Genomic DNA, 23,862 nt, shown 5'->3' with positions numbered 1-23,862 from the left:
CCCTTCGCCCAAGGGGCAATTCCAAGGGATCGTGTGAACCTAAGCCTCCCAGCCCGCCCCACTGACCGCAGCCTGCGCCAGTGGGTGCAAGTCTGCCCCCTGATGCTCCGTCTGCCAGGCCAGCAATTCCTTGCGCATGCCTGGCGTCCAATACATCTGCAGGTGATTACGCACGCCGAGCACGGCCTGTTGCTGATCCGGTTGGCTGGCGAAGTACTGGGCGATCTGGTTGGCCATTTTGATCAGATTTTCAGTGCTCATCGGCGTACCTCGGCTTTAGTGCCACGCGCCTGACGGCGTTCGTTGAGCAGACGGTGCTGGTTGTCGCTGAACTCCTGATAGCGTTTTTGCCACTCGGAAGGGTGGTAAACGCGGCTGACTTCCACGGCGGTGACCTTGTACTCCGGACAGTTGGTGGCCCAGTCGGAGTTGTCGGTGGTGATGACGTTGGCCCCCGATTCAGGGAAGTGGAACGTGGTGTACACCACGCCCGGCGCGACCCGTTCGGTGACCCGCGCACGCAGTACGGTCTGGCCGGCGCGGCTGCCGATGCCGACCCAGTCACCTTCGTTGATGCCACGGCTCTCGGCGTCGGTCGGGTGGATTTCCAGGCGATCTTCGTCGTGCCAGGCGACGTTGTCGGTACGCCGTGTCTGGGCGCCGACGTTGTACTGGCTGAGGATGCGCCCGGTAGTCAGCAGAAGTGGATAGCGATTGTTGACCTTCTCCTCGGTAGGCACGTAGCCGGTGAGCATGAAACGCCCCTTGCCGCGCACGAATTCCTCGATGTGCATGGTCGGCGTGCCGTCCGGTGCCGCGGCGTTGCACGGCCATTGCAGGCTGCCGTGGCGGTCCAGTTCGGTGTAGCTGACGTTGGTGAAGGTCGGCGTCAGGCTGGCGATTTCATCCATGATTTCCGACGGGTGCTTGTAGTTCATCGGGTAGCCCAGAGCGTTGGCCAGGGCCACGGTGCCTTCCCAGTCGGCCTTGCCGCCCAGAGGCTCCATGACTTTGCGCACCCGGGAGATGCGTCGCTCGGCGTTGGTGAAGGTGCCGTCTTTTTCCAGGAACGAGCAGCCCGGCAGGAACACGTGGGCGAACTTGGCGGTTTCGTTGAGGAAAATGTCCTGCACCACGATGCATTCCATGGCGGACAGGGCTGCGGTGACGTGTTGGGTATTCGGGTCGCTCTGGGCGATGTCCTCGCCCTGGCAATACAGGCCCTTGAAGCTGCCGCTGAGGGCGGCTTCGAACATGTTGGGGATGCGCAGGCCCGGGTCGGGTTGCAGGGTGACATTCCAGGCCTGTTCGAACTGCGTCCGTACCACCTCGTTGGAGATGTGTCGGTAGCCGGGCAGCTCGTGGGGGAAAGAACCCATGTCGCAGGAGCCCTGAACGTTGTTCTGACCACGCAGCGGGTTCACGCCCACGCCTTCGCGGCCGATGTTGCCGGTGGCCATGGCCAGGTTGGCGATGCCCATGACCGCGGTGCTGCCCTGGCTGTGTTCGGTGACGCCCAGGCCGTAGTAGATCGCCGCGTTGCCTCCCGTGGCATACAAACGGGCGGCGGCGCGGATGTCGGCGGGTTCTACGCCGCAGATGGCGCCAAGGACTTCCGGCGAGTTTTCCGCGCGGCTGACGAACTCGCGCCAGTGGGCGAATTCGTTATCCTCGCAACGGGCGTCGATAAAGGCTTGGTTCAACAGGCCTTCGGTGACGATGACGTGGGCCAGGGCGTTGAGCATGGCGACGTTGGTGCCCGGGCGCAGGGCCAGGTGCAGTTCGGCGCGGGCATGCACCGAGTCCACCAGGTCAATGCGTCGCGGATCGATGACAATCAGCCGCGCGCCTTCACGCAGGCGACGTTTGAGCTGGGAGGCGAACACCGGGTGGGCGTCGCTCGGGTTGGCGCCCATCACCAGGATCACGTCGGCCTGCATCACCGAGTCGAAACTCTGGGTGCCGGCGGACTCGCCAAGGGTTTGTTTCAGGCCATAGCCGGTCGGCGAGTGGCAAACCCGCGCACAGGTGTCGACGTTGTTGTTGCCGAACGCGGCGCGCACCAGTTTTTGCACCAGGTAGGTTTCTTCGTTGGTGCAACGGCTGGAGGTGATGCCACCAATGGAGTCGCGGCCGTATTTTTGCTGCAGCCGACGGAATTCGCTGGCGGCGTAGGTCACCGCTTCATCCCAGCTGACTTCCTGCCAAGGGTCGTTGATGTGTTTGCGGATCATCGGCTTGGTGATGCGATCCGGGTGGGTGGCGTAGCCCCAGGCAAAGCGCCCTTTGACGCAGGAATGGCCGTGGTTGGCCTGGCCGTTCTTGTCGGGAACCATGCGCACCAGCTGGTCGCCTTTCATCTCGGCGCGGAACGAGCAGCCCACGCCGCAATAGGCGCAAGTGGTGATCACGCTGCGTTCGGGCTGACCCAGTTCGACCACGCTTTTTTCCATCAAGGTCGCGGTCGGGCAGGCTTGCACACAGGCGCCGCAGGACACGCATTCCGAATCGAGGAAATTCTCGCCACCGGCGGCCGCGACCCGGGATTCGAAACCGCGCCCGGTAATGGTCAGGGCAAAGGTGCCCTGGGTTTCTTCGCAGGCGCGCACGCAGCGGTTGCAGACGATGCACTTGCTCGGGTCGTAGTCGAAGTAGGGATTGGAAGTGTCCTTCACGTCGGCCAGATGGTTGTCGCCTTCATAGCCGTAACGCACCTCCCGCAGGCCGACCTGGCCGGCCACGGTTTGCAGCTCGCAATTGCCGTTCGCGGAGCAGGTCAGGCAATCCAGCGGGTGATCGGAGATGTACAGTTCCATGACATTGCGGCGCAGGGTCGCGAGTTTCGGCGTCTGGGTGTGTACGCTCATGCCTTCTGTGACCGGCGTGGTGCAGGACGCCGGATAACCGCGCATGCCATCGATCTCCACCAGGCACATGCGGCAGGAGCCGAAGGCTTCCAGGCTATCGGTGGCGCACAGTTTCGGAATCGTAGTGCCCATCAGCGCGGCGGCGCGCATCACCGAGGTGCCTTCGGGCACGCTGATGCTGCGCCCGTCGATGTTCAGCGTCACCTGCACGTCGCTGTCGCGGGCCGGGGTGCCCAGATCGATATCGGTGTTCGGGTCGAAGAGAGTGATCATTGGTCGGCCTCCGAAGATTGCAGACCGAAGTCGGCGGGGAAGTGCTTGAGGGCGCTGGCTACCGGAAAGGAGACCATGCCGCCCAACGCGCACAGCGAACCGTATTGCAGGGTGTCGCACAGGTCCTTGAGGATGATCACCTGCTCATCGCGACCGCTCTGGTCAGGCGCGGCCAGCAGGCGGTCGATCACCTCCACGCCCCGGGTCGAGCCGATGCGGCACGGGGTGCATTTGCCACAGGATTCCTCGGCGCAGAACTGCATGGCGAAGCGCGCCATGTGGGCCATGTCCAGGCTGTCGTCAGCCACTACCACACCGCCGTGACCGAGCATCGCGCCGATGCCCGCGAAGGCTTCGTAATCCAGCGGCGTGTCGAATTGCGACGGTGGCACCCAGGCACCGAGCGGGCCGCCAACCTGAGCGGCTTTCAGCGGCCGGCCACTCGCGGTGCCACCGCCGTAGTCTTCCACCAGTTCCCGCAGGGTCAGGCCAAAAGCCCGCTCCACCAGACCGCCGTGACGAATATTGCCCGCCAGTTGGAAGGGCATGGTGCCCAGTGAGCGGCCCATGCCGTAATCGCGATAGAACTGCGCACCCTTGGCCAGAATCAGCGGCACCGAGGCCAGGGTCAGCACGTTGTGCACCAGAGTCGGCAGACCAAACAAACCCTTCAAGGCGGGGATCGGTGGCTTGGCGCGGACGATCCCGCGCTTGCCTTCGAGCGAGTCCAGCAGCGCGGTTTCCTCACCGCAGATGTAAGCGCCGGCACCGACCCGCACTTCCATATCGAAGGCCTGGCCGCTGCCGCCGACATTGGCGCCGAGGTAACCGGCGGCCCGGGCGATGTCCAGTGCCGCACGCAGTGTCGCCACGGCAGCCGGGTATTCCGAGCGCACATAGATGTAGCCATACGTCGCCCCAACACACAGACCGGCAATCGCCATTCCTTCGATCAGCAGGAACGGGTCGCCTTCCATCAGCATGCGGTCAGCAAAGGTGCCGGAGTCGCCTTCGTCGGCGTTGCACACAATGTATTTCTGCGCCGCTTGAGTGGCTCGCACCGTGCGCCATTTGATCCCGGCGGGGAAGGCCGCGCCGCCACGGCCACGCAGGCCCGAATCGAACACCTCAGTCGCGGTCTGTTCGCCACCGATGGTGACGGCCCTTTTCAAACCCTCGAAACCGCCGTGATCCCGGTAATCGTCGAGGTAAAGCGGCCGGGTGATGCCGGCGCGGGCAAACAGCAGGCGTTGTTGCGTCTTCAGATAAGGCAATTCCTCCACCAACCCCAAGGCCAGCGGATGAGCAGACGGATCGCCACGCAGGGCTTCGAGCACGGACGGCACATCGGCAGCGGTCAGCGGGCCGAAGCCGATACGGCCTTGCGGGCTGTCCACTTCCAGCAGCGGTTCCAGCCAGTACAGGCCGCGCGAGCTGGTGCGATTCACCTCCAGGGGCACAATGCGTCCCCGAGCATGGGTGATAAGGGCTATCACAACTTCTTCGGCACCGACGGCACGGGCCAGCGAATCACCGGGCACATAGAAAGCCGACATTATGCGTCCTCCCGGCAAGCGTCGAGCAAAGCATCCAGACACTCAGCGCTCAGCCGCGCATGCACCCTGCCATCAAGCTCCAGAGCCGGCGAACAGGCGCAAGCACCGAGGCAATACACCGGGCGCAAACTGATGCTGCCGTCGGCGCTACTGCCGTGATCGTCCAGTTGCAGACGTTCGCGCAACTGCGCCGCAAGCTCCTCGGCGCCGCGGCTCTTGCAGGACTCGGCCCGGCACAGACGCAGGATATGCCGGGCCGGAGGCGCGGTACGGAAGTCATGGTAAAAACTGATCACCCCGCGAACCTCGGCCTGACTCAGGTTTAGCGCGTGGGCAATCTCGGGGATGGCGGCATCGGGGATGTAACCGATGCCCTCCTGAATCTCATGAAGAATCGGCAACAGTGCGCCCGCAGAGCCCTTGTGGCGCTCCAGCACACTGTTGACCATAGGCAATTGCAACATCTCATCAGGCATTCAGCATTCCTCACGGTCACGGACAAACCAGAGGGTTGTCGGTCGTCCGAAAGTGTCGGCTGCGGCACTCACACCACGTCACGGAATCGTGGCAATTTCAGGCCGTCGGCCAGGGCACCCTGAGCGGGCATCTTGTTGTGCCCGGCGCGGTCTTTGCCGCACCTCTACTGGGCATAAAGGGCAGCTTGCCACGCTGCTATTGATTGAACTGCACCAAAGCGACGTGTTCGGTTCTGCCTACGACTATCCATTAAGTCTAGATGAGTGGGGTGCGGGCGTTCACTCACCGGCCTAATGCCCTGAGGGCCTGTCGATGGTTGATGTATAGCAAGCATTACAGGTGAGAAACAGCATCAGATCCGTGGGCAATTCAGGGAGCAGATGCGTTGATCTATCCCGCTGTAAACCGAAAGCCATTTCCCCCGAGCCGAATAGTAAAAAGCCCCGAAAAAACCGCGGGGCCAAATCCAAAATCCCAATCACCCCACAAAACCCCCTGTGGGAGCGAGCTTGCTCGCGATAGCGCCAGCCCAGCCACCATCAATGCTGAAGATGCACCGCAATGACAACCCAGCCCCCTAGTCGGGCCAAATAATGCCTGTCAGCTCACTGCAATCCCTGTGGGAGCGAGCCTGCTCGCGATAGCGCCAGCCCAGCCAACAAAAATGCTGAATCAGCTGCCACTATCGCAAGCCACCCACCCCCCACAGGCCTCAAACACTAAGCTTCAGCCTTCGCCCCCGCCCGCTTAGACGCCATCTCATTATCCCGATCCCGATTCAGCACCTTCACCGCATCATCCACCACCGCCTTACTCATCGCCGTCAAATAATGCGCGGCCCAGGAGTGACGGTCGGTGTCTGTGGCGTAGGCAGCATCTTCGGTCAGCTTCTTGGCTAGGAACAGAAAATCAGAAGCCATTGATAACGCGTCGCCGAGGGGGACGCCGCGGGTGACATGGAATAGGGCTTGATCCGCGCAGTAGATGGCGGGGGTTAGGCCGATGGTTTTGAGTTCGGGTTGTTCGGTCATTTGCCACCTCCGATAACGGATAGGCAGCGGGGAAGGGCGTTACGCGATTGGGAATTGTGTAGAGGGAAACGCCAAATTTTGTACGGATTCGTTCTAGTCATGGTCAACATCCTTGATTTGAGGAGCTGCCACGAGCCTTCTCACGGGCTTGGGTGACAGCCGTGCGCGGGGTGAGAAACCGGCAATCAAGGCAACCGGTAGACCCGAAGGTCTCCCACGCACAGCCGCCATAAAGCCATATCGCAGACGAAAAAAAACGCCGCGATAGGTTTTTGGGCGCTTTGCGCCTTGATGTTTCGGGCTCTCACACCCGGTCGCTGAATTGGCAGCGACGGTGGGAGGGTATCGTGGAGATCTAGTTCCTGCAACCTTTGGGGCGAGTCGCACCTGTGTCATGAAACGCATTGAAACAGGTCAATACCATCTGACTGTGGGTTACAAATTTGCGCTTCGGGTGGTTGCGGAATTACCCCATAATCGCGCGCTTCTACCGTCGGTAGCGCTGCTTCTCGACTAATCTGTAGCCCCTGCCACCAGACTTTAAATAGCCAAGGAGAAAGGCAATGCCAGATAACCGGATCCAGCGTCATTCGAATGCATCTGTCAAGCATGCCCTCGAACGTTTGCCGGTCCCATCTGATTTGCCTGCGACCCTATGATTCAAGCCGCCTTAGTCAACCCAAGCCTGCTCACGTGGTCCCGTGAGCGTGCGGGTCTCTCCACTGAGCAGGTTGCTAAAAAGCTGCCAGTGAAACCTGATCGGGTAGAGGAATGGGAGGCTGGCGAGACCAAGCCAACATTCCTTCAAGCTCAAAAGTGGGCGAGTCTCGCTCACGTCCCTTTCGGCTTCCTGTTTCTTCAGCAGCCGCCCGTCGAGCAACTGCCTTTACCTGATCTGCGGACCGTCGGAGGGGTTGCTCCTCAACGTCCAAGTCTGGAGCTGTTGGACACTGTCAGGGATTCCATACGTAAGCAGGACTGGTATCTGGAGTATCTGCAACACCAGGAGCATCAGCCGTTAGTATTTGTAGGTCGCTTCAATAGCCGATCTCAAGTCGCAGAGGTGGTGGACGATATCCGCCGGATCCTCGGCGTAAATCCTGACGTTGCTCGATTGGATTACGACAAATACAGCCGTGCCTTGATCGAGGCTGCAGAAGCGGCTGGCATTTTGGTTATGCGCAGTGGCATTGCTCTAGGGAATACTCATCGAAAACTTGAAGTTAGCGAGTTTCGGGGGTTTGCCATCAGTAATGCCTACGTACCCGTTGTATTCGTCAACAGTTCCGACGCCCCCACTGCCCGGCTGTTTACTTTGCTCCACGAACTGGCCCATATCTGGATTGGTAGCAGCGGAGTGTCTGACGGGAACACAGCGAATGGTCGAGACGAGGAACGATTCTGCAATGCAGTAGCAGGTGAGTTTCTTGCTCCCGAAGCCCAATTCCGCGCCCTGTGGAACGCCGATGTTAACTGGGAAGACAATCTAGCTCCGCTGGCGACGCGGTTTCATATCAGTAAATTGGCGATCGGTCGCCGCGCATTGGATCTTGGATATATAAACCAGGCCCAGTACAGCGCTTACTATCGAATAATCCTCAAGGCTTTTCAGGATAAAGAAGGTGGAGCTGGTGACTACTACCGCAACTCCACCGCGAAAAACAGCCCTCGCCTAAGCAAGGCGGTGCTGACTGAAGCAATGAGTGGCCGGATGCTGCTGCGCGATGCGGGACATTTGCTCGGCGTGCAACCTGCCAAGTTAAGGACTCTCGCCAGCAAGATTACGGAATGAATCATTTACTAGACGCTAACACGCTGATCGAAGCAAAGAACCGTTACTACGGCATGAAAATCTGTCCTGGTTTTTGGCAATGGTTATTGCTGAAGAATGAAGCATTGGCTTTAGCCAGCATTGGACCTGTGATGGATGAGCTAACGAAAGGGAATGACGAATTAGCTCAATGGGCGAAGGAGAACGCTGCGTTTTTTCACGTCACTACTGATGACGCCACGCAAGAAGCATTCGCGCAGGTGGTGGGGCTTGTGGCGGATCAGGCACCGAGAATGAAGATTGGCGCCATGGAAGAGTTCTTAGCGGGGGCAGACCCTTGGTTGATTGCAAAGGCTATGACGACAGGTGCGACTTTAGTGACTCACGAAGTGCTGAATCGCGACGCTAAACGTAAATTCATCATCCCTAATATTTGTGAACAGCTTAACGTTCCGTTTTTGAATACGTTTGAGTTACTGCACAGACTTGAAGCCAGGTTTGTGTTGTTTGCTTAAATGACATCGGGCTGAAATTCGACACGATTTTGTTAGCTGCGAGGGGATATGCGACGGATATATTTTTCCGTCCAATTTTGGACGGAAAAGGGGGTGGATTTATTTGCCTGAATCAATGCTTGTTTGATATGAAAATATTTGACTCTTCTTTCCATGGTTGCTTTTAACGTGCCGAAGAAACAAAAAATAAATGCGTGCCATTTTTCTGAACTACTACCGCACATTGGGTACTTTCCTAAATCACACAAGGTGAATTGGGCAGTCGCCTACCGAGTACTCTGCTTTTGAAGCATTGCAGACAGGCGATCTGTTTGTTCTTTGATCTGAGCCCTGGTCTCGTAGCCATTAGAGATTAGTCCAGCGACTTCTAGGATTGCCCAAGCGGCCCATTTGCTGACTGTGGTGATGTCACGATCCGATACGTGACTATGCCTTGCGTCATGCACTGCACTGGAGCGTAATTCGTAAAGTGCGTCGATCTCTCTCTCAAGGTCCCTCCAAGTGTCTAAGCTAGCAAACCCGTAGCCTCCAAACGTCAGTAGTGCGGTCAGCCCGCGCTTGTTTTTGGTCGTGGTTTTCCCCTCATTTTCGAAGGAAAGGAAACACTCAATACAGCTCCAAAACTTCACCAATTGCATCTCTGGTGATGTGTCTGCCTGGGCATCGAAGAACCAATAAATAGCACGTCGTATCGCGTGTTCTGCATCATCATTACTCCCTTCTTGAATAATTCGAGTTAATTCACCGAACCATTCAGATGCCTGTAATCCCTCGACAAGGTCATCGTTGAGAGTGATGGATTGAAATCCTGTCATAGATGCGCTGGTGCATAGCTCATTAGAGGATGTTTCAATTGAAAACCACGTCGCCGAGCTTGGCCTGACTCGACCTGGCATGCTGGGTGTCAATCGTACGGCGTAGCCGCCTCTCTCTAATGCGGTTGTCAGCGAGACTGCAAGTAAACCGCATGCTGCCTTTACATCTTCGAAAAAACGTCGCTCTGCGTATTTCCTACTTCCCGTAATTTCACCAGAGATCCACAGGCTCTGTTTCATTCGTGCCCAAGTGCCGCTCACCATCGCTTCGTTAGCGACACAATTCTCAAGTATTGCCAAGTTAGGCCTTTGCACAGTCAGCCTACCGATTTTCATCTGATCGACACCGCTGAGGCTCAAACCATCGAGTGTCGTGTAAAACCTGTGCGTAATGATTTCGCTCTTCATTGCCGCCTCCACCGACGCGAGAAAGGTGACGATATCTTTTAGCGGAGCCTCTTGTTCGTGCAGACGGCCCAATTCGATTTTGCATGCCTGATAAATGTCGTCGGATGATACGAGGTCGCGACTTGGTAGATATGCTTCTACCGTTTCCACTAAGCGCAGAAAGCTCGCATTCGCTTTTTCGGACAGGTAGATCAGACAGCCGCTGGGGGTTTTAATCTCTCGGTACAGCCTCTCCATCAGCCCGAGCTCTTTGATCGTTTTGGGCGCAGGCATCAGTTCCTTTGTCCGGAACAAAGTGGCAAGGTCGCTATCAGCCGTTCTGCGTGTCTTCGAATGCATCTCCATGAATACGGCCTGCAAGTTCATTAGTGGTCGTGCAATGGTAGGGCGGAAAAGGGAACAGATTTATTATTCGTGCACTCGGGCCAAGCGATGCCTGTCAGCTCACCGCAATCCCTGTGGGAGCGAGCCTGCTCGCCAAAGCCGTCAGGCCGGTTCCCCGATGCACCACCACTTAACTGCGACCTCATCGTCAGGTTGAGTTACGTCATGCCCGTGCTCGATGAAATTCGCTGGTGTGTGCAACGCAAGAGCATGACTGATCCGCTCTGGCATGAGAGCGTTAGTTTCACCGAGAAAACCCAGATAATAGTCCCGGTCATAAAAGAGGGTGACTTCGCTCTGATGAACCCATGGCCATACCAGCAGGCAAGCGACGCGGTAGTAACCCTGTGAGTGGTCAGCAGCGTTGGACAGGTGACTAGCGGCTTCGAGCAGTTGCTGAATGCAGAAGGCCTGAACTTCGATCCTGGCTTGAGGGCCTTGAACCAAGGCCGCGTGCACCGGGATCTTCCAATGTGTGTAGCACTCATTGTGCCCAGATCGCGGGTGAAACTCGTCGCGAAAACTGGAGGCCCAGCGTTCCAGAGCGCGAAGGCGGCGGGGAATACCTCTGAGTGGCTTGTTGCTGAAGGCGATTTGCCGCATTGATACGTCCTTGTGATGCCGAAAAAGTCTTTCGTTGTTGTCTGCTGGCGCAGTGAAATCTGGACAGATTTATTTCCATATCAGCCAAAGCCCTACCCAGTACCAGTCGGTGTAAAAGGGGGGTCAAACCTGTCCTAACCCGATCATTCACTGAATATCTTTCAGGTAATCCTTAAGCGCAATGAGCGGCGCATTAAGCTGCTCCATTGTCCGCGCATTGCTGAAATCAGCTGACAATCGTTGCAGTTCTCGCCCTAGCGGCGTATCAGCCCCGCCTATAGCGTCCAGAGCCAAACTTACACAGTGCGCCACTCGAAACTGAATCCCCTCGACATTCCCCCTGCGCACCAGCAACCCAAACACCTCCCGCTCATAATCACTCATGATCGGATCATCCCGCAGAATCGGACTTGAATCTTCCGTCTCGTAAGCGAGTTTGAGGGAGAAGAGGGCGACGGTTTCCAGCAGCAATTCCATGGGGGGAATCCTTGTGAAATGTTCCGCCGGTGTGGGCGGCGTGGAAGAGCAAGATCAAAAGATCGCAGCCTTCGGCAGCTCCTACAGGGCGGGCGGGGTTGGCTTTTCTACAGACGAAAAAAAAGGCCTTGCTAAGCAAGACCTTTCTTAATTTTGGTGCCCGAGGGAGACTCGAATAATAGCATAACTGTATAATTAACATAGTTTTTTGCATGTGTACACTTCCACGTTGTACCGTGAAGTGTACACCCTACCTGCCTCCAATAAGGACTGGTGTGGATGGAAGCTTGATCGGATTTCTCCATCCAATTTCCGATGAGCTGTGAGTAATATCTACAAGAAACTGGTTACGGATAGACTCCCTGGTCTGCCAAAAAATGCCGTGCAGACGCAAGAAAGAGGCAGAAAACCGCACTCAATGATGTGGCGAAGTTCAAGGATGGAAATCATGACCTATGTCCTCAACCTCAAAGGTGGTTTGAGTTTCTGTTCAGTAATCATAGACAACCTGCTCGGTGTTGACTGAGATCACGACAAGCTGCATCACCTCTAGCGGTCATCCCTCGCCCTCGTAATGACATGCGCTATGGGTCGAAAAGTACCTGGCGACATGCAGCAATCGGCCGATTCTGTTGAAAAAGTCGGATTTTCAGATCGCCTGAACTCAGGCACGGCTATCCCCTTTTGTTTTGTGGCTAACTTTTTGTTTGTTAAACACTTAAAAGCCAAGACTCACACTGCTTCAGTTTTGCATTGTCGTTCATTGCGTGAGATATTTTTTTTTCTATCTCTTTGAATTTATTCGGTTCGTTTTCTTTGTAAAATATTAACCAGTTGTCTCTGCCTTCATGTTCGATCATGTATTTTTGTTCATTTTTTTTGAAACTCAAAGACCAAGATGAGAAAAAATCGGGGTGATCCGAAAATACTGTTACCGTAAAGCCACAACGACTTGCCATGTCATATAGATCGGATTGTTTCATTTGTGGCCTCCTAAATGTTATTACAGTTTACGGGATTTTTTCGAAGTTTCCTTTAGCGCTGCTAAAGACTTGAGTACCACCCCCTGACGACGGTTGTGTCACACCTTTCACAGACCAAGTATCATCTATCTGTTTGGCTGTCGATTTCAATACGGGCGTTTTTTCGGTTGTTCGATAAATACCTTGCAGTTTTAGTTCGACTGTCCCTGCTGCACGATTATCTCCGAGTGGACCAATTCCTAGGGAAGGTCTGAAGTACCCACTGATTTTTCATGCCCTCGCTACTTGAGGCTCAAAAATCATAAGTCGGTCGAAAATCAGACCTTTCTTGCCCTTAATTCATGGTTCTTTCCTCTGATCGCGCTGTTTCAGGGCGATCAGCCTGCATTACAGACGCACCTCGCCCATCCCCATCAACCGTTTTCGCACCATCCACAGATTCGACAAAGCGAACAAGGTTGTCTGTTGAGCGATGTTTTTCGACAAGCCACGAAAGCGCACTTTCGTATAACCAAACTGGCGCTTGATCACGCGAAACGAATGCTCAACCTTGGCCCGCACCTGCGCTTTCGCGTATTCGATCTTGCGTCGCATGCGCCCGATCAGACTCTTTTTTGCGTGCTTTTTATAGCTGCTTGGTCGGGCGGCAATCGACCAGATCATCTTGCGATCCTGATGCTCGGGACGTTTGTCCACGCCGGTGTAACCGGCGTCGCCACACACGTAAGTTTCGTCACCGTGCAGCAACTGATCGACCTGCGTCACGTCCGCCACATTGGCCGCCGTGCCCACCAGGCTATGCACCAAGCCGGATTCGGCATCGACGCCGATGTGCGCTTTCATACCAAAAAAATACTGATTCCCTTTCTTGGTTTGGTGCATTTCGGGATCGCGTTTACTGTCCTTGTTCTTGGTCGAACTCGGCGCGTGAATGATCGTCGCATCGACCACCGTGCCGTGACGCAACAGCAGGCCACGGTCGCCCAGATAGCCATTGATGACCTGCAAAATCCCGCCTGCCAACTCATGTTTTTCCAACAAGCGACGGAAGTTGAGGATCGTGGTTTCATCGGGAATCCGATCCAGATTCAAGCCCGCGAACTGGCGCAGAATCGTCGTTTCATATAGTGATTCTTCCATCGCCGGATCGCTGTAGCCGAACCAGTTCTGCATCAAATGAACGCGCAACATGGCCATCAACGGATACGCCGGACGGCCCCCTTCGCCCTTTGGATAATGCGGCTCGATCAAAGTAACCAAGCCCTTCCAGGGCACGACCTGATCCATCTCGATCAGGAAGCGCTCGCGGCGGGTCTGCTTACGTTTGCCGGCGTACTCGGCATCGGCGAAGGACATCTGTTTCATCGGGACTCAACCGTCGTGTTCGTGTCAGGCGGGTATTTCACCAGATTTGGAAGTCTTCTTCAGAGTTTTCCTAGCTCTGATGGGGTTGTAGCAGGGTTCAGAGAGTAGTAGTTGCCTTGTGGAGCACCCGGTGATTGGAATTGATAAACGGTTTTTCCTCGGTTTAACGTTTCTACATTTACCGGTTGATTAAAATCTATGCCGTTTAAATGCCCTGGAATGCTTGTCTCTTCAAAGCCTTGTGTTCGGTAAAACTCCGTAGCGGTCTCTTTTCTTCCGCGGGCATTGATATCGTTATTGATATCCCCTGTCCGGCCGTATTTTTGATTCAGCTCAGCTCGTCTGTCATCTGGGCAGTTACTCGGAACGCAGCTCAACCCCAACGGATCCACCCACCCCGTCGGGTTAGGCACGTACTGGTAGTTGTTCAACCCACCCGCAAGCTTGATCGGATCCGGCGTCAGATACCGCCCAGTGCCCGGATTTTAGTAGCGATGCCGGTTGTAATGTAAGCCCGATTCGGCGTCGAAGTACTGCCCCTGGAAACGCAACGGGTTATCAATTTCCGCAACGTCGAGGGTGGCAAGGTTGCCGTAGGCGCGGTATTTCGCCGACCACATGATCTGGCCGCTGTAGTCGGTGAGTTCCTGCGGGGTGCCGAGGTGGTCGAGTTGGTAGTAGAACGGTTCCGCTTTGAGCGGGCCTTCGCCATCGAGCATGGCCAACGGGCGGAAGGTGCCCGGTTCATAGATGTAGCTGCGATAGCGGTTGTTGGCGCTTTCGGCGATGAGACGCTCGCCTTGCCACAGGAATTCCGTGGTGTGGCCATCTACGGTTTTGGCGATGCGGCGGCCAAAGGCGTCGTATTTGTAGGTTGCATGGCTGCCGCCGGGGAGGCTGACGCCGATCAAGCGGTGCTGGCAGTCGTAACGGTACTCCGTGACGAGTTTTTGTCCGGTTCCTCGACGTTCCCGCGCCAGGTTGTCGTAGGCGTCGTAGTCGTAGTGGCGGTCGCCCTGCATCAGCAGGCGGTTGCCTTTGACGTTGGCCAGGCTTGCCGTTGGTTGGTCGCCTTGACCCAAGAGGTTACCCGCCGGGTCGTGAGCGAAGCTTTCCGGTGTGGTGCCACGGACGTTGATCAGTCGGTCGAGCGGGTCGTAATGGTAGCTGCGATTGCCTTTGCGGCTGTCGTCGATGCCGGCGAGGTTGCCATTGGCATCGTAGGCGTAGCGCCGCTGGAACAGGTTGCGATCTTGCTGACCCACCGTGTGGGCTTGCAGTCGGCCTTGTTCGTCGTACTGGTATTGGCTGAGCAGCAAGCCCTGTTGACGTTGCTGTTCGCGGCCGGCGCTGAACTGGTGAGTCGTCAGGCGCGAGCCGTTGAGGTCGATGCTGCTCAGGCGACCACCGGATTGGTGGCGGTAGTCGAGCCTGCTGCCGTCGGGGAGGCGGCAGTGGCTCAGTTGGCCGAGTTTGTCGTACTCGTAACGCGTGGTGCCCCAGCCCTGGTGTTCGGTGATCAGGCGGTCTTGCAGGTCATATTCGTAGGCGAGAGGCCAGTGGCCGTCGTCGACGTTTACCAAGCGACCCAATGCATCGTAGCTGTAGTGAATTTCTTCGCCATCGGCCAGGGTCTTTACCAGCAGGCGGCCCGCGGCGTCGCGCTGGTACTCGGTAACCAGTTCGCTGCCGTCATCGCCGAATTCGGTTTTCTTCAGCAGTTGGCCGTTGAGGTCGTACTCGTAGGCGGTGCGGCGACCGTCGAAGCCGGTTTCCTGCTGGATCAGACAGGGTGATTTGTGCGAGGCGGTTGGCGGCGTCCCATCTGATTCTTGGGCTTCACAGTGCTCAGCTATTTGTTGATTCTTCTGCCTTGGTTTCGTTTAGGTTGGCGTTAAAGTACGCCATGAAATCCTGTCCTTGAGCAAAGGCTTTTTCGATTTTCGAGCTTTGCTCTTTCAGAGCGGCGCTTGGTTTGACCCATTGTTCAGAGAGTAACGGTTTGGACCACTCAGCAATGGATTCAGGTAGAGATTTCATGCTGAAACGATGGTCCCATTCCGCTACCCAGTACGGAAAACGCCACCAAGTGATCAGATGTGTCAGGTACCACCAACCAACTCCTAAAGCGGAACGTTCGTTGTGCTGGTATTCCTCGTGCATGTCTTGTCGTTCTTTATCGAAGGTGTGGCGACCCTCGTAGGGTGCTTTGCCAGGGCAGAACTCTGGACCTTTTTCCATATAGATCCGTATGGCTTCCCACTTACCCAAGGCATGAGCAGGAGTCATCACGCCTTGTCTCACAAAATGCACTACGTCAGCTTTGGAATCGTCGAACGCCATACCAAATGTATAGGCGCTTGTTACTCCTACTCCGGTAACACCTGTACTGATTGAAAGCCAAGATACTGTCTCTTCCCATGGTTGAATGACGGGGAGGTCAGAACCTTCGGGAAAGAAACAGACTTCACGACGTTGGCGGTTGAATCTAATAGGACGGGTGCGCGACTTCGCTCTGGTAGTGCTCAAGATAACGTAAGTACCCAGGAGCGCAGCTATTCCTCCTCCCCAAATACTAAAGGTCACACCGAAATGGAACATGCCTGCTGTTCTGTCCCAAAAGGACTCGGAAAATGGGTTTCCCCAGGTAGTAGATCCTGCAAGCAAAGGCAGAATAATCAGGCATGAAAAAATAAACATCATCCCGAGTCCAATCATTGCCCTCGCTTGGAAAGCCTTGCCGAAATTACTACTGCCTACGTCGAGGAATGTGTCATTCACCTCAACAAAGCTTCCGCCCAAATCCATGGGGGCGTTGCCCGTTGGTATCGGAAGCGGGGAGAGGAATAATGCTTCACCTGTCGCGAATTTACGCTTCTCACCAGCCACGGGCCGCATTTTTTTGAGATTGAGATCGTCGCTGGATTGCTCATTTATTGAAGACATTAGGTTTGCCCGGCTTGTTTTGATGATTCGAGCACAGTCAGCGTGTCGGTGGTCACAATGATTGCTTGAGCGGTTGTATTTCGTGCGCTGAGAAACCCGGTTGTTGAGAATTCCTTCCCGCTTCCAACGTTAAGTGTCTTGGTTTCAAACATTATTTCCTGGTATTTTTGGGCTCCGGGGAGTGGATGGTATCGCAACTTTATGGCAAGACCGTGCTGGGCGTTGGCCTCATGTGCAAAAATTTCTAACCCCAGTTGGAGTGGCGCGTCTGGTGGGCTCAGTAAATTGAGTTGATATAGCAAAGGTTCAGTCCAAGGCTCCCAGTCATTGCGCTGGAGATTGCTTGACCAATATGCGGTAAGGCCAAATCCAACATCATCCAGCTCTCGAATCGTTATATTTGGAATGCTAATCACTGCAATAGGTCTGTTGTTTATTTGTTTCAGACCGACCTGAGGGGTTGAAGTGATCTCTGCCAATTGCATGCGATCTTCTTGGAATTCGCGATTTTGGTTCTTCTTTCCCCACGCGCCCTGCTGAAGCCAGTTATCAAGCTTCGTTTTATTATTTCGGTTGTAAATCCACTCGCCACCTAGCTGCAACACCGTCAAGCCTAACCCTATTAAGTTGGCTCTCGCAGCAACGCTCAGAAGTTTGCCACCAGCTGTGACCCAAGCGACAGCTCTTGCCTGGCTAACATTTGAAGCCGCCTCAAACATATATTGCCCTGTCCGTGCAACTGCCCAACCGTTAACGACGAACTGTCCAGAGTCGCCCGCGATTGTCATGCTGGCACCAGCCAGCTTTGCACTATCTCCCGACCTCAAGGCTTCAGTCCAACGAGCGACAGAGCCTTTTTCCCCATACAGACTTGTGGCTGCCGCCGCCATACCGAACCCGTAAGCGGCTAGCCCCAGCCCCCCCGTGAGCTTTCCAATGCGCGCGGCTAGCTGAACTTTGCCGGCTGCACTTGAATAGTTGTTTTTGACTACGTTTAGAGTGGTGGCTGATATCCCCTGTGCAGCCGCAAAGCCTCCTCCGCTTGCAGAGAAGAACGCATTGCCAAATGCAATGTAATCAGTTTTATCCCAGCTGGGTTTTCTTCTTAACTCTGAATAAACAGTGACGAAGCTAATTAATTGCACGACAAATACAGCTGATGCGAAGATGTCGCCTCCCGCAGATTGAAATATATCTTTTCCTAGTCCTCTTACCTTGTCGCCTGTGTTTAAGCGATGATCTTCGGCCATTCGGTGGAATTCAGCTTCTTGGGCGCTGGTTAGGCCTTTAATTTTTATACTTGCTTTACTCGGGCCTTCGCCAACAGCAATCATTGCAGGCGCGATTTTTTTCTCTAACGGGGCGACGGATTGCTGAACAGATTTGCGCTGTGCGACCAAAGATCGATAGCTTCCCTTGGGGGCTCGACCTTTTCGCTCGTTAGCCAATGTCTCCCTGATCTTGTTTTTGAGCGAGGACATCTGCTGGCGGAGTTCGGTGAGTTTCGCCATGTCAGCTTCGAACGCATGAAGCTGGCTTGCAGAAGCAAACTCAAGAGTAATTCCTTTTTTGCCAAATGTTCTTAGTACGTCGATCCATGCTGAACCGGGAATATTTCGCAGAACTTTAGATGGGTCTATTGCCCGGCCGTTGCGTAGTCCTTCTATAGCTTCTTCTAGAGCATTCGCCAAGCGGAGTTGTTTGGCAGGTTCATAAGCTGTGTTTCGTGCTTGATCGAAAGTTATACCGTCGTTGCTTAGATTGATTGATGCCGCGAGATCTTGGGTCAGGAGCGTTACAAACTCTCGACTAATTTTTTGCAGTCCTTGGAAGTCCTTTGCTGAAAGGGGTATATCCCGAGCCGATTTTATTAATGAACCGATTTTCGCAAACAGGTCCTTCTGATCGGTCAAACTTGCAGTAAAGAAGGTTGGAACTGTAAAGCCTGGCTCTTTTTCTATTAGGTCTGCAATCGCTTCGGTAGCCTTGTCGGTGCGACATATATCTCTCATGCACGCGTATTCAGTAGCAAGAGCCGATTCAAGTTGGGTTCCAAATTTCGGATCAAAATACCAAGCAGATTTATAGAAGCGTTTTTCGCATACTAATTTTATTCGATCTTCAGTTATCAGATCCAGCCGCTTATTCCAACGGCTTAATTGTGCTCGCTGTTGTTTAAGAAAGGCTTCCATAGCCGGTCGGTCAATCAGGTCGTTGATACCTTCTTGTCCCATTTTTGCGCCATTGAGCGCTTCATCCGCGTTGTCTTCGATGGTCTCGATCAGGTCTTCGTACTTGGAATGCAAAGGTCCAAGACTCGTACGCATCCGCGACTTTGAAGCTGCAATAGCCCCACGATGCGTACCAGCGCCTGAATACTGGGTTTGATTTTTAACGTTGACGTAGTCGACGATGGATTGCCGTTGCTCTTCGCTCGTTTCGTCCTTGAGTTTGGCAAAACGTGGGTCGCCTTGGGCGGCATTCAGAATGGTTTCGCCGGTTACGGTGTATAACGATTCAATGTAGCAACCAAACACATACTTCTTTTGATTGGCCTCAGCGTCACTCCAGTCACTGATCCAGCCAGTGACCAAATCCTGATGCTCAGCGAGATCGCGCAACACGCCCAAGTCATCCTGTACGACCAAGTACAGATGGTCACGCTCATTTTCTGCCTGTACTTGCTTTTTGAGCGCGCCCAACTGAGTTTTTTTGAAGTGAGGTGTTTGCTCCCAGAGATAGTCTTTGCTCTCCTCAGGCTTGGCACCCGTGGCCGCTGGATCTTTACTCGGCTGCTCTGCAACTTCCGCAATCCACTTTTCCGCCTGACTTGGCGTCAACAGATTAGCCGCGCCTTTCTCCGGATCAGCCCTGGTCAGGTCCACTGCCTGCATGAAGTATTCACGCTCGGACTTGTGCTTGATGACCTGCGCGCATTTGGCGGCGGTCCATTGCACTTCGGAGTAGTTGATGTAGAGCTTGCTCAAACGCGGGAAGACCAGCACGGCTTCGCCCACGTTGCTTTCGCGTTTGTTGGCGGTGATTTCGCCCTTTTCCCACAGCAGTTGGGTCACGATGCCGTTCTGAATTCGGTATTCGTGCATGACGGCTTGAGGTTTTTTGTCGACGATGACGTAGAGCCAGCCGTCGCGGATCAAGCGAATGCCCAATGGGCGGGAAGTGGTTTTGTAAGGCATCGCCAGTGCGCTGGACGGGTCGAGCCGTTCAACGAGGCCGTAACGCAGTGGGATGAGCTGGATTTTGGCCTTCATCAGCGAGCAGCCGCCCATGGCACACTTGCCGTCGTCCCGGCTTTTTGCAACGTTGTTCGGGCTTTTGCCGGTCGATGTTGGCGTTGTCATCCTTGGCTCCTTAGCGGGGTTCCAGCCCGTTCCTGGGCAATATCAGCGACCCGTTCGAGTCGTTGAGCGGGCGTTTGTTCCGATGGGGTCTTGAGTATCGCATCCAGGTCGGGATGTTCCTCCAGCGCTCGCTCACCGAGAAACCCGTGAATGTTGGCATAAAGTGTGATGTCGAGTTCGGTGTTGAAGCCGCGATCATACGAGGTCGAAGCCAATACGTGCAGGTGTTCCCAACGCTGCAATGGCGTCGATTGCGACTGATAGGACGGAAAGTATTCGCGCATGTGCGCGTCGAGTCGCAGGACGATGCTGCGAAAATTCACTTCATCCAGTTGGCTGAGTTGTTCGTTGCTCAAGCGGTAGCGTTTGCTGTGATTTGGCTCGGCTGCTTTGCCCGGTCGCTGGTTGATGTGCCAGCAGCCCAGCGCCGCGTCGGCGGAGACGATCTGCGAGCAAGGACCGAACAGGGTAGGATCTTTGATGCTCTCCCCATGGTCGAGCAGCGCATGGGCCACGGCCGGGTCAGCGACGCGTAGCAACACTTCCTCACCCTGTGGGTGCATGACGCTGGTCAGCCAGCGGAAGTGATCGATCATGTGTTCCCAAGGTTGATCGCTGAAAACGAGGTAGCCCCATTCCTGGCGAGGCTCAGCCAGAAACTTTGCCAGGATGGGATTGTTCTGCGCTTTTATCTGAACCAGACACGGCGAAACGTCGCCCAATGCCGCCCATTGGGTACCGAGATAGAGGGGCTCGAACACCGGGTCGTCGGACCATTGATAAAGGTGCTGGGGCAGCTTTTCGACGCTGACGCCATCCAGCAGCAAACCGACCGTGCTATTCCACGGCAATCCTTGAGGCAGCCCATTTTCCAGGGGCCAATCGGACTTAAGCATTTTGCGCCTCCAGTTTGGCCTTCTCGCAAATCGCGCAGATCGGCTTCTTCTGCATCAATGCTTGCCGTTGTGCGGGCACCAACAATTGCCCGGCCTTATCCGCATCCGCCTGCTTCAACGGCCCCGGCAACAACGGCGCCGCCCCCGTTCCGCTGCCCGGTCCGCCACCGGAGTTGATGTTGATCGCCGGTCCGCTCATCGTCACGCCGCCCGCATCGATCTTGATGAAGCTGCCGCCACCGATCAGGGTCAATTCACTTCCAGCTTCAAGCACGACTTTCATGCCGCTGCTCAGGTGAATCTCTTGCCCGGCTTCGATGAATTGCCCGGTGCCGATCTTGATGTGCTGATTCACGCCCACCGTCAGGTGGTCGTTAGCGCGCGCTTCGACTTTGCGGTCTTCATAAACGGTGTGATGTTCTTCAGCCTTGAATTCGCTGTAGCTGTTTTGCTCGACGGTGTCGTGGCGTTCGTTGCCGACGCGGATTTTCTGGTCGTGCTCGACGTTCTCGTCCCAGTCGCGCTGGGCGTGCAGGAAGATTTGTTCCTGGCCTTTCTTGTCTTCGATGCGCAGTTCGTTGAAGCCGCCACCGCCCTTGGAGCTCAGGGTTTTGAAGGTGCTGCGGGTTTTGTTCGCCGGTAGCGGGTAGGGGACGACGTTTTCCTTGTGGTACAGGCAGCCGCTGATCAGCGGTTGGTCGGGGTCGCCTTCGAGGAAGGTGACGAGCACTTCCATGCCGATCCGCGGGATGGCGATGCCGCCGTAGTGGGCGCCGGCCCAGGCGGAGGAGACGCGCAGCCAGCAGCTGGTCTTGTCGTCGGCCTGGCCTTCGCGGTCCCAGTGGAATTGCACTTTGACGCGGCCGTATTGGTCGCAGTGGATCTCTTCACCCTTTGGGCCGGTGACCACGGCGCTCTGGCTGCCGAGGATGCGCGGCTTCTTCTGCGTCAGCGGCGGGCGGTTCGGCACGTCCCATGGCGTGGCCTGGAAGCGGTTGCGGTAACCCTGGTGGAAATCGCCCTTGAGGCTGGTGGTGTCGCTGGTCACCGATTCTTCCAGCACTTGCGGCTGTTTGCCTTCGTGCAGGACTTCGGTCAGCAGCCACAGGTCGTTCCATTTGGCTTTCGGGTGTTGGGTCAGGGCCAGGAAATGGCCGCTGACCAGCAACGGCTGATCGCTTTTGCCTTCGGCCAGTTGAAAGTCGGCGCGGTGGCGTTCCAGGTTGCGCTTGGCCAGGTGTTTGCCGCGATCACGGTCGATGAAGCGACCGGGGTAGTCGTAGTCTTCGAGGTCGGGCAGTGCGTCGCCGCGGTTTTCGCTTTCGAGGGTGAGGCGCGGTTTTTCGAAGTCGTAGTCGCGGCGGGTGGTGCGGCTGGTGCGGGTTTCCAGGCGCAGGTCGAAGCGTTTGATCACCGGGTCGTTGGCGACCATGCCGGAGTCTTGCTGATAGGCCACGGGTGCGAGTTTCGGGAACACCGTCTGGTCATCGCCGAGCACCAGCTTGTGGGCCGTGGCGCTGTGCTGAAAGTGGTAGTGGATACCTTCTTCCTCGCACAGGCGCTGGACAAATTGCAGGTCCGATTCATCGTATTGAACGCAGTAGATGCGCTCGGGATAGATCGCCCCGACTTTGAATTCATAGGCGTTGCTTTGGATGCCGTGCTCTTCAAGGACCATGCCGATGATTTTCGGCACCGTGAGGTTCTGGAAGATGCGCTGGTTGATGCGGTGCGCGAGGTAGGACAGTTGCGGGCGCAGGGTCACCGCGTAGCGGGTCAGGCGTTTGCCGGAATCACCCTGGGCGGCGCGATAGATCTGGCCATGGATGCCGCTGCCGTCAGGCGAGAGCTGCAAAAAGGCCGGTTTGTGCAGCAGGGTCTCGAGGTCCAGGGACGGCTGTTCACTGACCAGCTCCACCTCAAACACAAAAGGCTGGCTGATGGCTTCCCGACCTTGCAGGGAAAGGACCTGAAAGTCGCTGGAAAGACCTTCGATGGTCAGGGCAAAGTGAGTTTGATTGGCCGGCGCGAACATCCCTTGTTCCTCGTGCAGTGCTGCGGCATGCGCTGACACCCGGAAACCGGGTCAACGGACGCGAAATTCTGGAAGGGCGGAAACAACATCGACCAGCAGAGCTGGCCGATGCTTGTGACGGTCAGCCTGACTTAGGCGACCGGCATACGCCAGTCATCGGAACCCGAAGTACCGGATACTTCGTGGGTCCAGGTGATTTTGCGGTAGGTGAATTGCACTTCTTCCAGGTGAGTGAAGTGCGAGTTCGACGGATCCTGGCAGTTGTGCATTTTGTTGTTGATGGCGACGATGATCGCGTCTTCCAGTTTGGTGGTGTAGTAATGCTCTTGGGTCCCTTGAGCCGAAGTGCGGTACCACTGGATAACGATCTCGCTCATGCGCTCGCCGGAAGTCAGAGCGGCTTGCAGCAGTGGCGAAGCCTTGTCGTAGACCTTGGTGATCACGACTGGCTTGTGAACGCGCTGACCGGTCGGTTGGCCGGACTGCGGGTCACGCGGGATAATCACGTCGTGGCTGAAAGCCTGAACCATGACCTGGTCTTCGTGACCTTCCTGGTAGGTGTTGCCAACGGAGTCGGCGGTGAATGCGCCGGCAGTGATCAGGCCTTGTTTCTCGCCAGTAACGGACATGTACGCTGGTGTAGCCATGGATGTGCTCCTTGCTAAAAGTTAGGGTGCCCGGGAGGCGGTATCGCCCGGTGGGTGCCTGACTGTTATCAAGGAGCGTGCCAGCTTTTGTGAAGTGCCCAGACGCCGGTGGCCTGCCGGCCCTGGCTCGCCGTTCAGCGAGTTTTTTACAAGTGCGCCAGGCATGGCGCGTTGCGCGCAAGCGCAACCAGCTTGGCTGTGGTGGCCTCGCTGGTGACTTGGAGGTGAAAGTCCTCTACACACCCGGCAAGGGGAAGTGTTAGCCAGAGGCAAGGGTGTCGCGGGTGACCGCGAATCTGAAGGAAGCCCGAGGCAAAATGCTGGCTTGACGAACAGCAAGCGGATAGAGGCGGCGCAGCGGGGTAAAGGGGCGTGTTTCCCTAAAGCCCAATACTTGCACGGGACGCTGCGACGTAGATCCGACAGGCATAAGCAGGAAGGTCGCGCGAAT

The 23,862-nt window shown here is 55.8% G+C and carries 19 protein-coding genes and 1 pseudogene; 2 read left to right on the top strand and 18 right to left on the bottom strand.

From position 1 onward, the window contains the following. Positions 1-39 precede the first annotated feature (39 nt). The 5 genes from CUN63_RS07165 to CUN63_RS07145 form a co-directional block, all read right to left on the bottom strand. Positions 40-261, bottom strand: a complete 222-nt coding sequence (locus CUN63_RS07165; RefSeq protein WP_095131521.1) for a formate dehydrogenase subunit delta — start codon at positions 259-261, stop codon at positions 40-42. After that, positions 258-3,140, bottom strand: coding sequence for a formate dehydrogenase subunit alpha (gene fdhF / locus CUN63_RS07160; protein ID WP_129438239.1), 2,883 nt, complete (start codon positions 3,138-3,140; stop codon positions 258-260). The genes CUN63_RS07165 and fdhF overlap by 4 nt, the downstream gene beginning before the upstream one ends. Then, positions 3,137-4,696, bottom strand: a complete 1,560-nt coding sequence (locus CUN63_RS07155) for an NADH-quinone oxidoreductase subunit NuoF (RefSeq protein ID WP_129438237.1) — start codon at positions 4,694-4,696, stop codon at positions 3,137-3,139. Before CUN63_RS07155 ends, fdhF begins: the two co-directional genes overlap by 4 nt. Continuing rightward, positions 4,696-5,172 carry a formate dehydrogenase subunit gamma gene (locus CUN63_RS07150; RefSeq protein WP_129438235.1) on the bottom strand — a complete coding sequence of 159 codons (477 nt, stop codon included), beginning with the start codon at positions 5,170-5,172 and terminating at the stop codon, positions 4,696-4,698. Before CUN63_RS07150 ends, CUN63_RS07155 begins: the two co-directional genes overlap by 1 nt. Before the next feature lie 720 nt (positions 5,173-5,892). Next, entirely contained in the window at positions 5,893-6,204 is a 312-nt protein-coding gene (locus CUN63_RS07145; RefSeq protein ID WP_129438233.1) for a DUF3077 domain-containing protein, read from the bottom strand. Positions 6,205-6,859: 655 nt separating this feature from the next. On the opposite strand from CUN63_RS07145, the gene CUN63_RS07140 reads away from it, so the two are divergent. Then, positions 6,860-7,996, top strand: a complete 1,137-nt coding sequence (locus tag CUN63_RS07140; RefSeq protein ID WP_129438231.1) for an ImmA/IrrE family metallo-endopeptidase — start codon at positions 6,860-6,862, stop codon at positions 7,994-7,996. Beyond that, the gene (locus CUN63_RS07135) at positions 7,993-8,490 is read left to right on the top strand and encodes a DUF4411 family protein (protein WP_129438229.1); all 498 of its coding nucleotides are present in this window, start codon (positions 7,993-7,995) and stop codon (positions 8,488-8,490) included. Before CUN63_RS07140 ends, CUN63_RS07135 begins: the two co-directional genes overlap by 4 nt. A 266-nt stretch (positions 8,491-8,756) precedes the next feature. On the opposite strand, the gene CUN63_RS32075 is transcribed toward CUN63_RS07135, so the two are convergent. The 13 genes and pseudogenes from CUN63_RS32075 to CUN63_RS31900 all read right to left on the bottom strand — a co-directional run. Further along, positions 8,757-10,079: a HEPN domain-containing protein gene (locus CUN63_RS32075; RefSeq protein ID WP_256657670.1), complete on the bottom strand. Its 1,323-nt coding sequence runs from the start codon at positions 10,077-10,079 to the stop codon at positions 8,757-8,759. Between the two features lie 120 nt (positions 10,080-10,199). Continuing rightward, a complete protein-coding gene (locus CUN63_RS07120; protein WP_129438225.1) occupies positions 10,200-10,700 on the bottom strand; it encodes a DUF3916 domain-containing protein in 501 nt (166 codons plus the stop codon). Between the two features lie 147 nt (positions 10,701-10,847). After that, the gene (locus tag CUN63_RS07115; RefSeq protein WP_129438223.1) at positions 10,848-11,177 is read right to left on the bottom strand and encodes a hypothetical protein; all 330 of its coding nucleotides are present in this window, start codon (positions 11,175-11,177) and stop codon (positions 10,848-10,850) included. A gap of 710 nt (positions 11,178-11,887) precedes the next feature. Next, on the bottom strand, positions 11,888-12,160 hold the full coding sequence (locus tag CUN63_RS07105; protein ID WP_129438219.1) for a hypothetical protein: 273 nt from the start codon (positions 12,158-12,160) through the stop codon (positions 11,888-11,890). Between the two features lie 27 nt (positions 12,161-12,187). Next, a complete protein-coding gene (locus CUN63_RS32670) occupies positions 12,188-12,397 on the bottom strand; it encodes a polymorphic toxin type 46 domain-containing protein (protein WP_371928227.1) in 210 nt (69 codons plus the stop codon). Between the two features lie 150 nt (positions 12,398-12,547). After that, on the bottom strand, positions 12,548-13,525 hold the full coding sequence (locus CUN63_RS07095; protein WP_129438217.1) for an IS5 family transposase: 978 nt from the start codon (positions 13,523-13,525) through the stop codon (positions 12,548-12,550). A 59-nt stretch (positions 13,526-13,584) separates the two neighbouring features. Continuing rightward, a pseudogene (locus CUN63_RS07090) lies at positions 13,585-15,312 on the bottom strand (polymorphic toxin type 46 domain-containing protein); the annotation flags it as partial. A gap of 61 nt (positions 15,313-15,373) precedes the next feature. Beyond that, positions 15,374-16,471 carry a DUF6708 domain-containing protein gene (locus CUN63_RS07085; protein WP_371928214.1) on the bottom strand — a complete coding sequence of 366 codons (1,098 nt, stop codon included), beginning with the start codon at positions 16,469-16,471 and terminating at the stop codon, positions 15,374-15,376. Beyond that, entirely contained in the window at positions 16,471-19,833 is a 3,363-nt protein-coding gene (locus CUN63_RS07080) for a toxin VasX (protein WP_129438215.1), read from the bottom strand. Before CUN63_RS07080 ends, CUN63_RS07085 begins: the two co-directional genes overlap by 1 nt. Further along, positions 19,830-20,729 carry a DUF4123 domain-containing protein gene (locus CUN63_RS07075; RefSeq protein WP_129438213.1) on the bottom strand — a complete coding sequence of 300 codons (900 nt, stop codon included), beginning with the start codon at positions 20,727-20,729 and terminating at the stop codon, positions 19,830-19,832. Before CUN63_RS07075 ends, CUN63_RS07080 begins: the two co-directional genes overlap by 4 nt. Further along, the gene (gene tssI, locus CUN63_RS07070; RefSeq protein ID WP_129438211.1) at positions 20,722-22,764 is read right to left on the bottom strand and encodes a type VI secretion system tip protein VgrG; all 2,043 of its coding nucleotides are present in this window, start codon (positions 22,762-22,764) and stop codon (positions 20,722-20,724) included. The genes CUN63_RS07075 and tssI overlap by 8 nt, the downstream gene beginning before the upstream one ends. Before the next feature lie 131 nt (positions 22,765-22,895). Then, complete coding sequence (locus CUN63_RS07065) at positions 22,896-23,411, bottom strand: Hcp family type VI secretion system effector (protein WP_010455578.1); 516 nt, start codon at positions 23,409-23,411, stop codon at positions 22,896-22,898. Positions 23,412-23,670: 259 nt separating this feature from the next. After that, positions 23,671-23,862: hypothetical protein (locus tag CUN63_RS31900; RefSeq protein ID WP_218570145.1), on the bottom strand; the 192-nt coding region annotated here is incomplete at its 5' end.

Origin of the sequence: Pseudomonas sp. ACM7 (assembly GCF_004136015.1) — a bacterium.
GTDB classification, from domain to species: domain Bacteria; phylum Pseudomonadota; class Gammaproteobacteria; order Pseudomonadales; family Pseudomonadaceae; genus Aquipseudomonas; species Aquipseudomonas frigoris.
The sequence above is the reverse complement of the archived record's forward strand: the minus strand, read 5'-3'. Positions and strand labels throughout refer to the sequence as shown.

Bases quoted from the DNA above. Each gene is read 5' to 3' on its own strand.
- CUN63_RS07165 (WP_095131521.1), bottom strand. From the start codon at position 261: ATGAGCACTGAAAATCTGATCAAAATGGCCAACCAGATCGCCCAGTAC.
- fdhF (WP_129438239.1), bottom strand. From the start codon at position 3,140: ATGATCACTCTCTTCGACCCGAACACCGATATCGATCTGGGCACCCCG.
- CUN63_RS07155 (WP_129438237.1), bottom strand. From the start codon at position 4,696: ATGTCGGCTTTCTATGTGCCCGGTGATTCGCTGGCCCGTGCCGTCGGT.
- CUN63_RS07150 (WP_129438235.1), bottom strand. From the start codon at position 5,172: ATGCCTGATGAGATGTTGCAATTGCCTATGGTCAACAGTGTGCTGGAG.
- CUN63_RS07145 (WP_129438233.1), bottom strand. From the start codon at position 6,204: ATGACCGAACAACCCGAACTCAAAACCATCGGCCTAACCCCCGCCATC.
- CUN63_RS07140 (WP_129438231.1), top strand. From the start codon at position 6,860: ATGATTCAAGCCGCCTTAGTCAACCCAAGCCTGCTCACGTGGTCCCGT.
- CUN63_RS07135 (WP_129438229.1), top strand. From the start codon at position 7,993: ATGAATCATTTACTAGACGCTAACACGCTGATCGAAGCAAAGAACCGT.
- CUN63_RS32075 (WP_256657670.1), bottom strand. From the start codon at position 10,079: ATGAACTTGCAGGCCGTATTCATGGAGATGCATTCGAAGACACGCAGA.
- CUN63_RS07120 (WP_129438225.1), bottom strand. From the start codon at position 10,700: ATGCGGCAAATCGCCTTCAGCAACAAGCCACTCAGAGGTATTCCCCGC.
- CUN63_RS07115 (WP_129438223.1), bottom strand. From the start codon at position 11,177: ATGGAATTGCTGCTGGAAACCGTCGCCCTCTTCTCCCTCAAACTCGCT.
- CUN63_RS07105 (WP_129438219.1), bottom strand. From the start codon at position 12,160: ATGAAACAATCCGATCTATATGACATGGCAAGTCGTTGTGGCTTTACG.
- CUN63_RS07095 (WP_129438217.1), bottom strand. From the start codon at position 13,525: ATGAAACAGATGTCCTTCGCCGATGCCGAGTACGCCGGCAAACGTAAG.
- CUN63_RS07085 (WP_371928214.1), bottom strand. From the start codon at position 16,471: ATGTCTTCAATAAATGAGCAATCCAGCGACGATCTCAATCTCAAAAAA.
- CUN63_RS07080 (WP_129438215.1), bottom strand. From the start codon at position 19,833: ATGACAACGCCAACATCGACCGGCAAAAGCCCGAACAACGTTGCAAAA.
- CUN63_RS07075 (WP_129438213.1), bottom strand. From the start codon at position 20,729: ATGCTTAAGTCCGATTGGCCCCTGGAAAATGGGCTGCCTCAAGGATTG.
- tssI (WP_129438211.1), bottom strand. From the start codon at position 22,764: ATGTTCGCGCCGGCCAATCAAACTCACTTTGCCCTGACCATCGAAGGT.
- CUN63_RS07065 (WP_010455578.1), bottom strand. From the start codon at position 23,411: ATGGCTACACCAGCGTACATGTCCGTTACTGGCGAGAAACAAGGCCTG.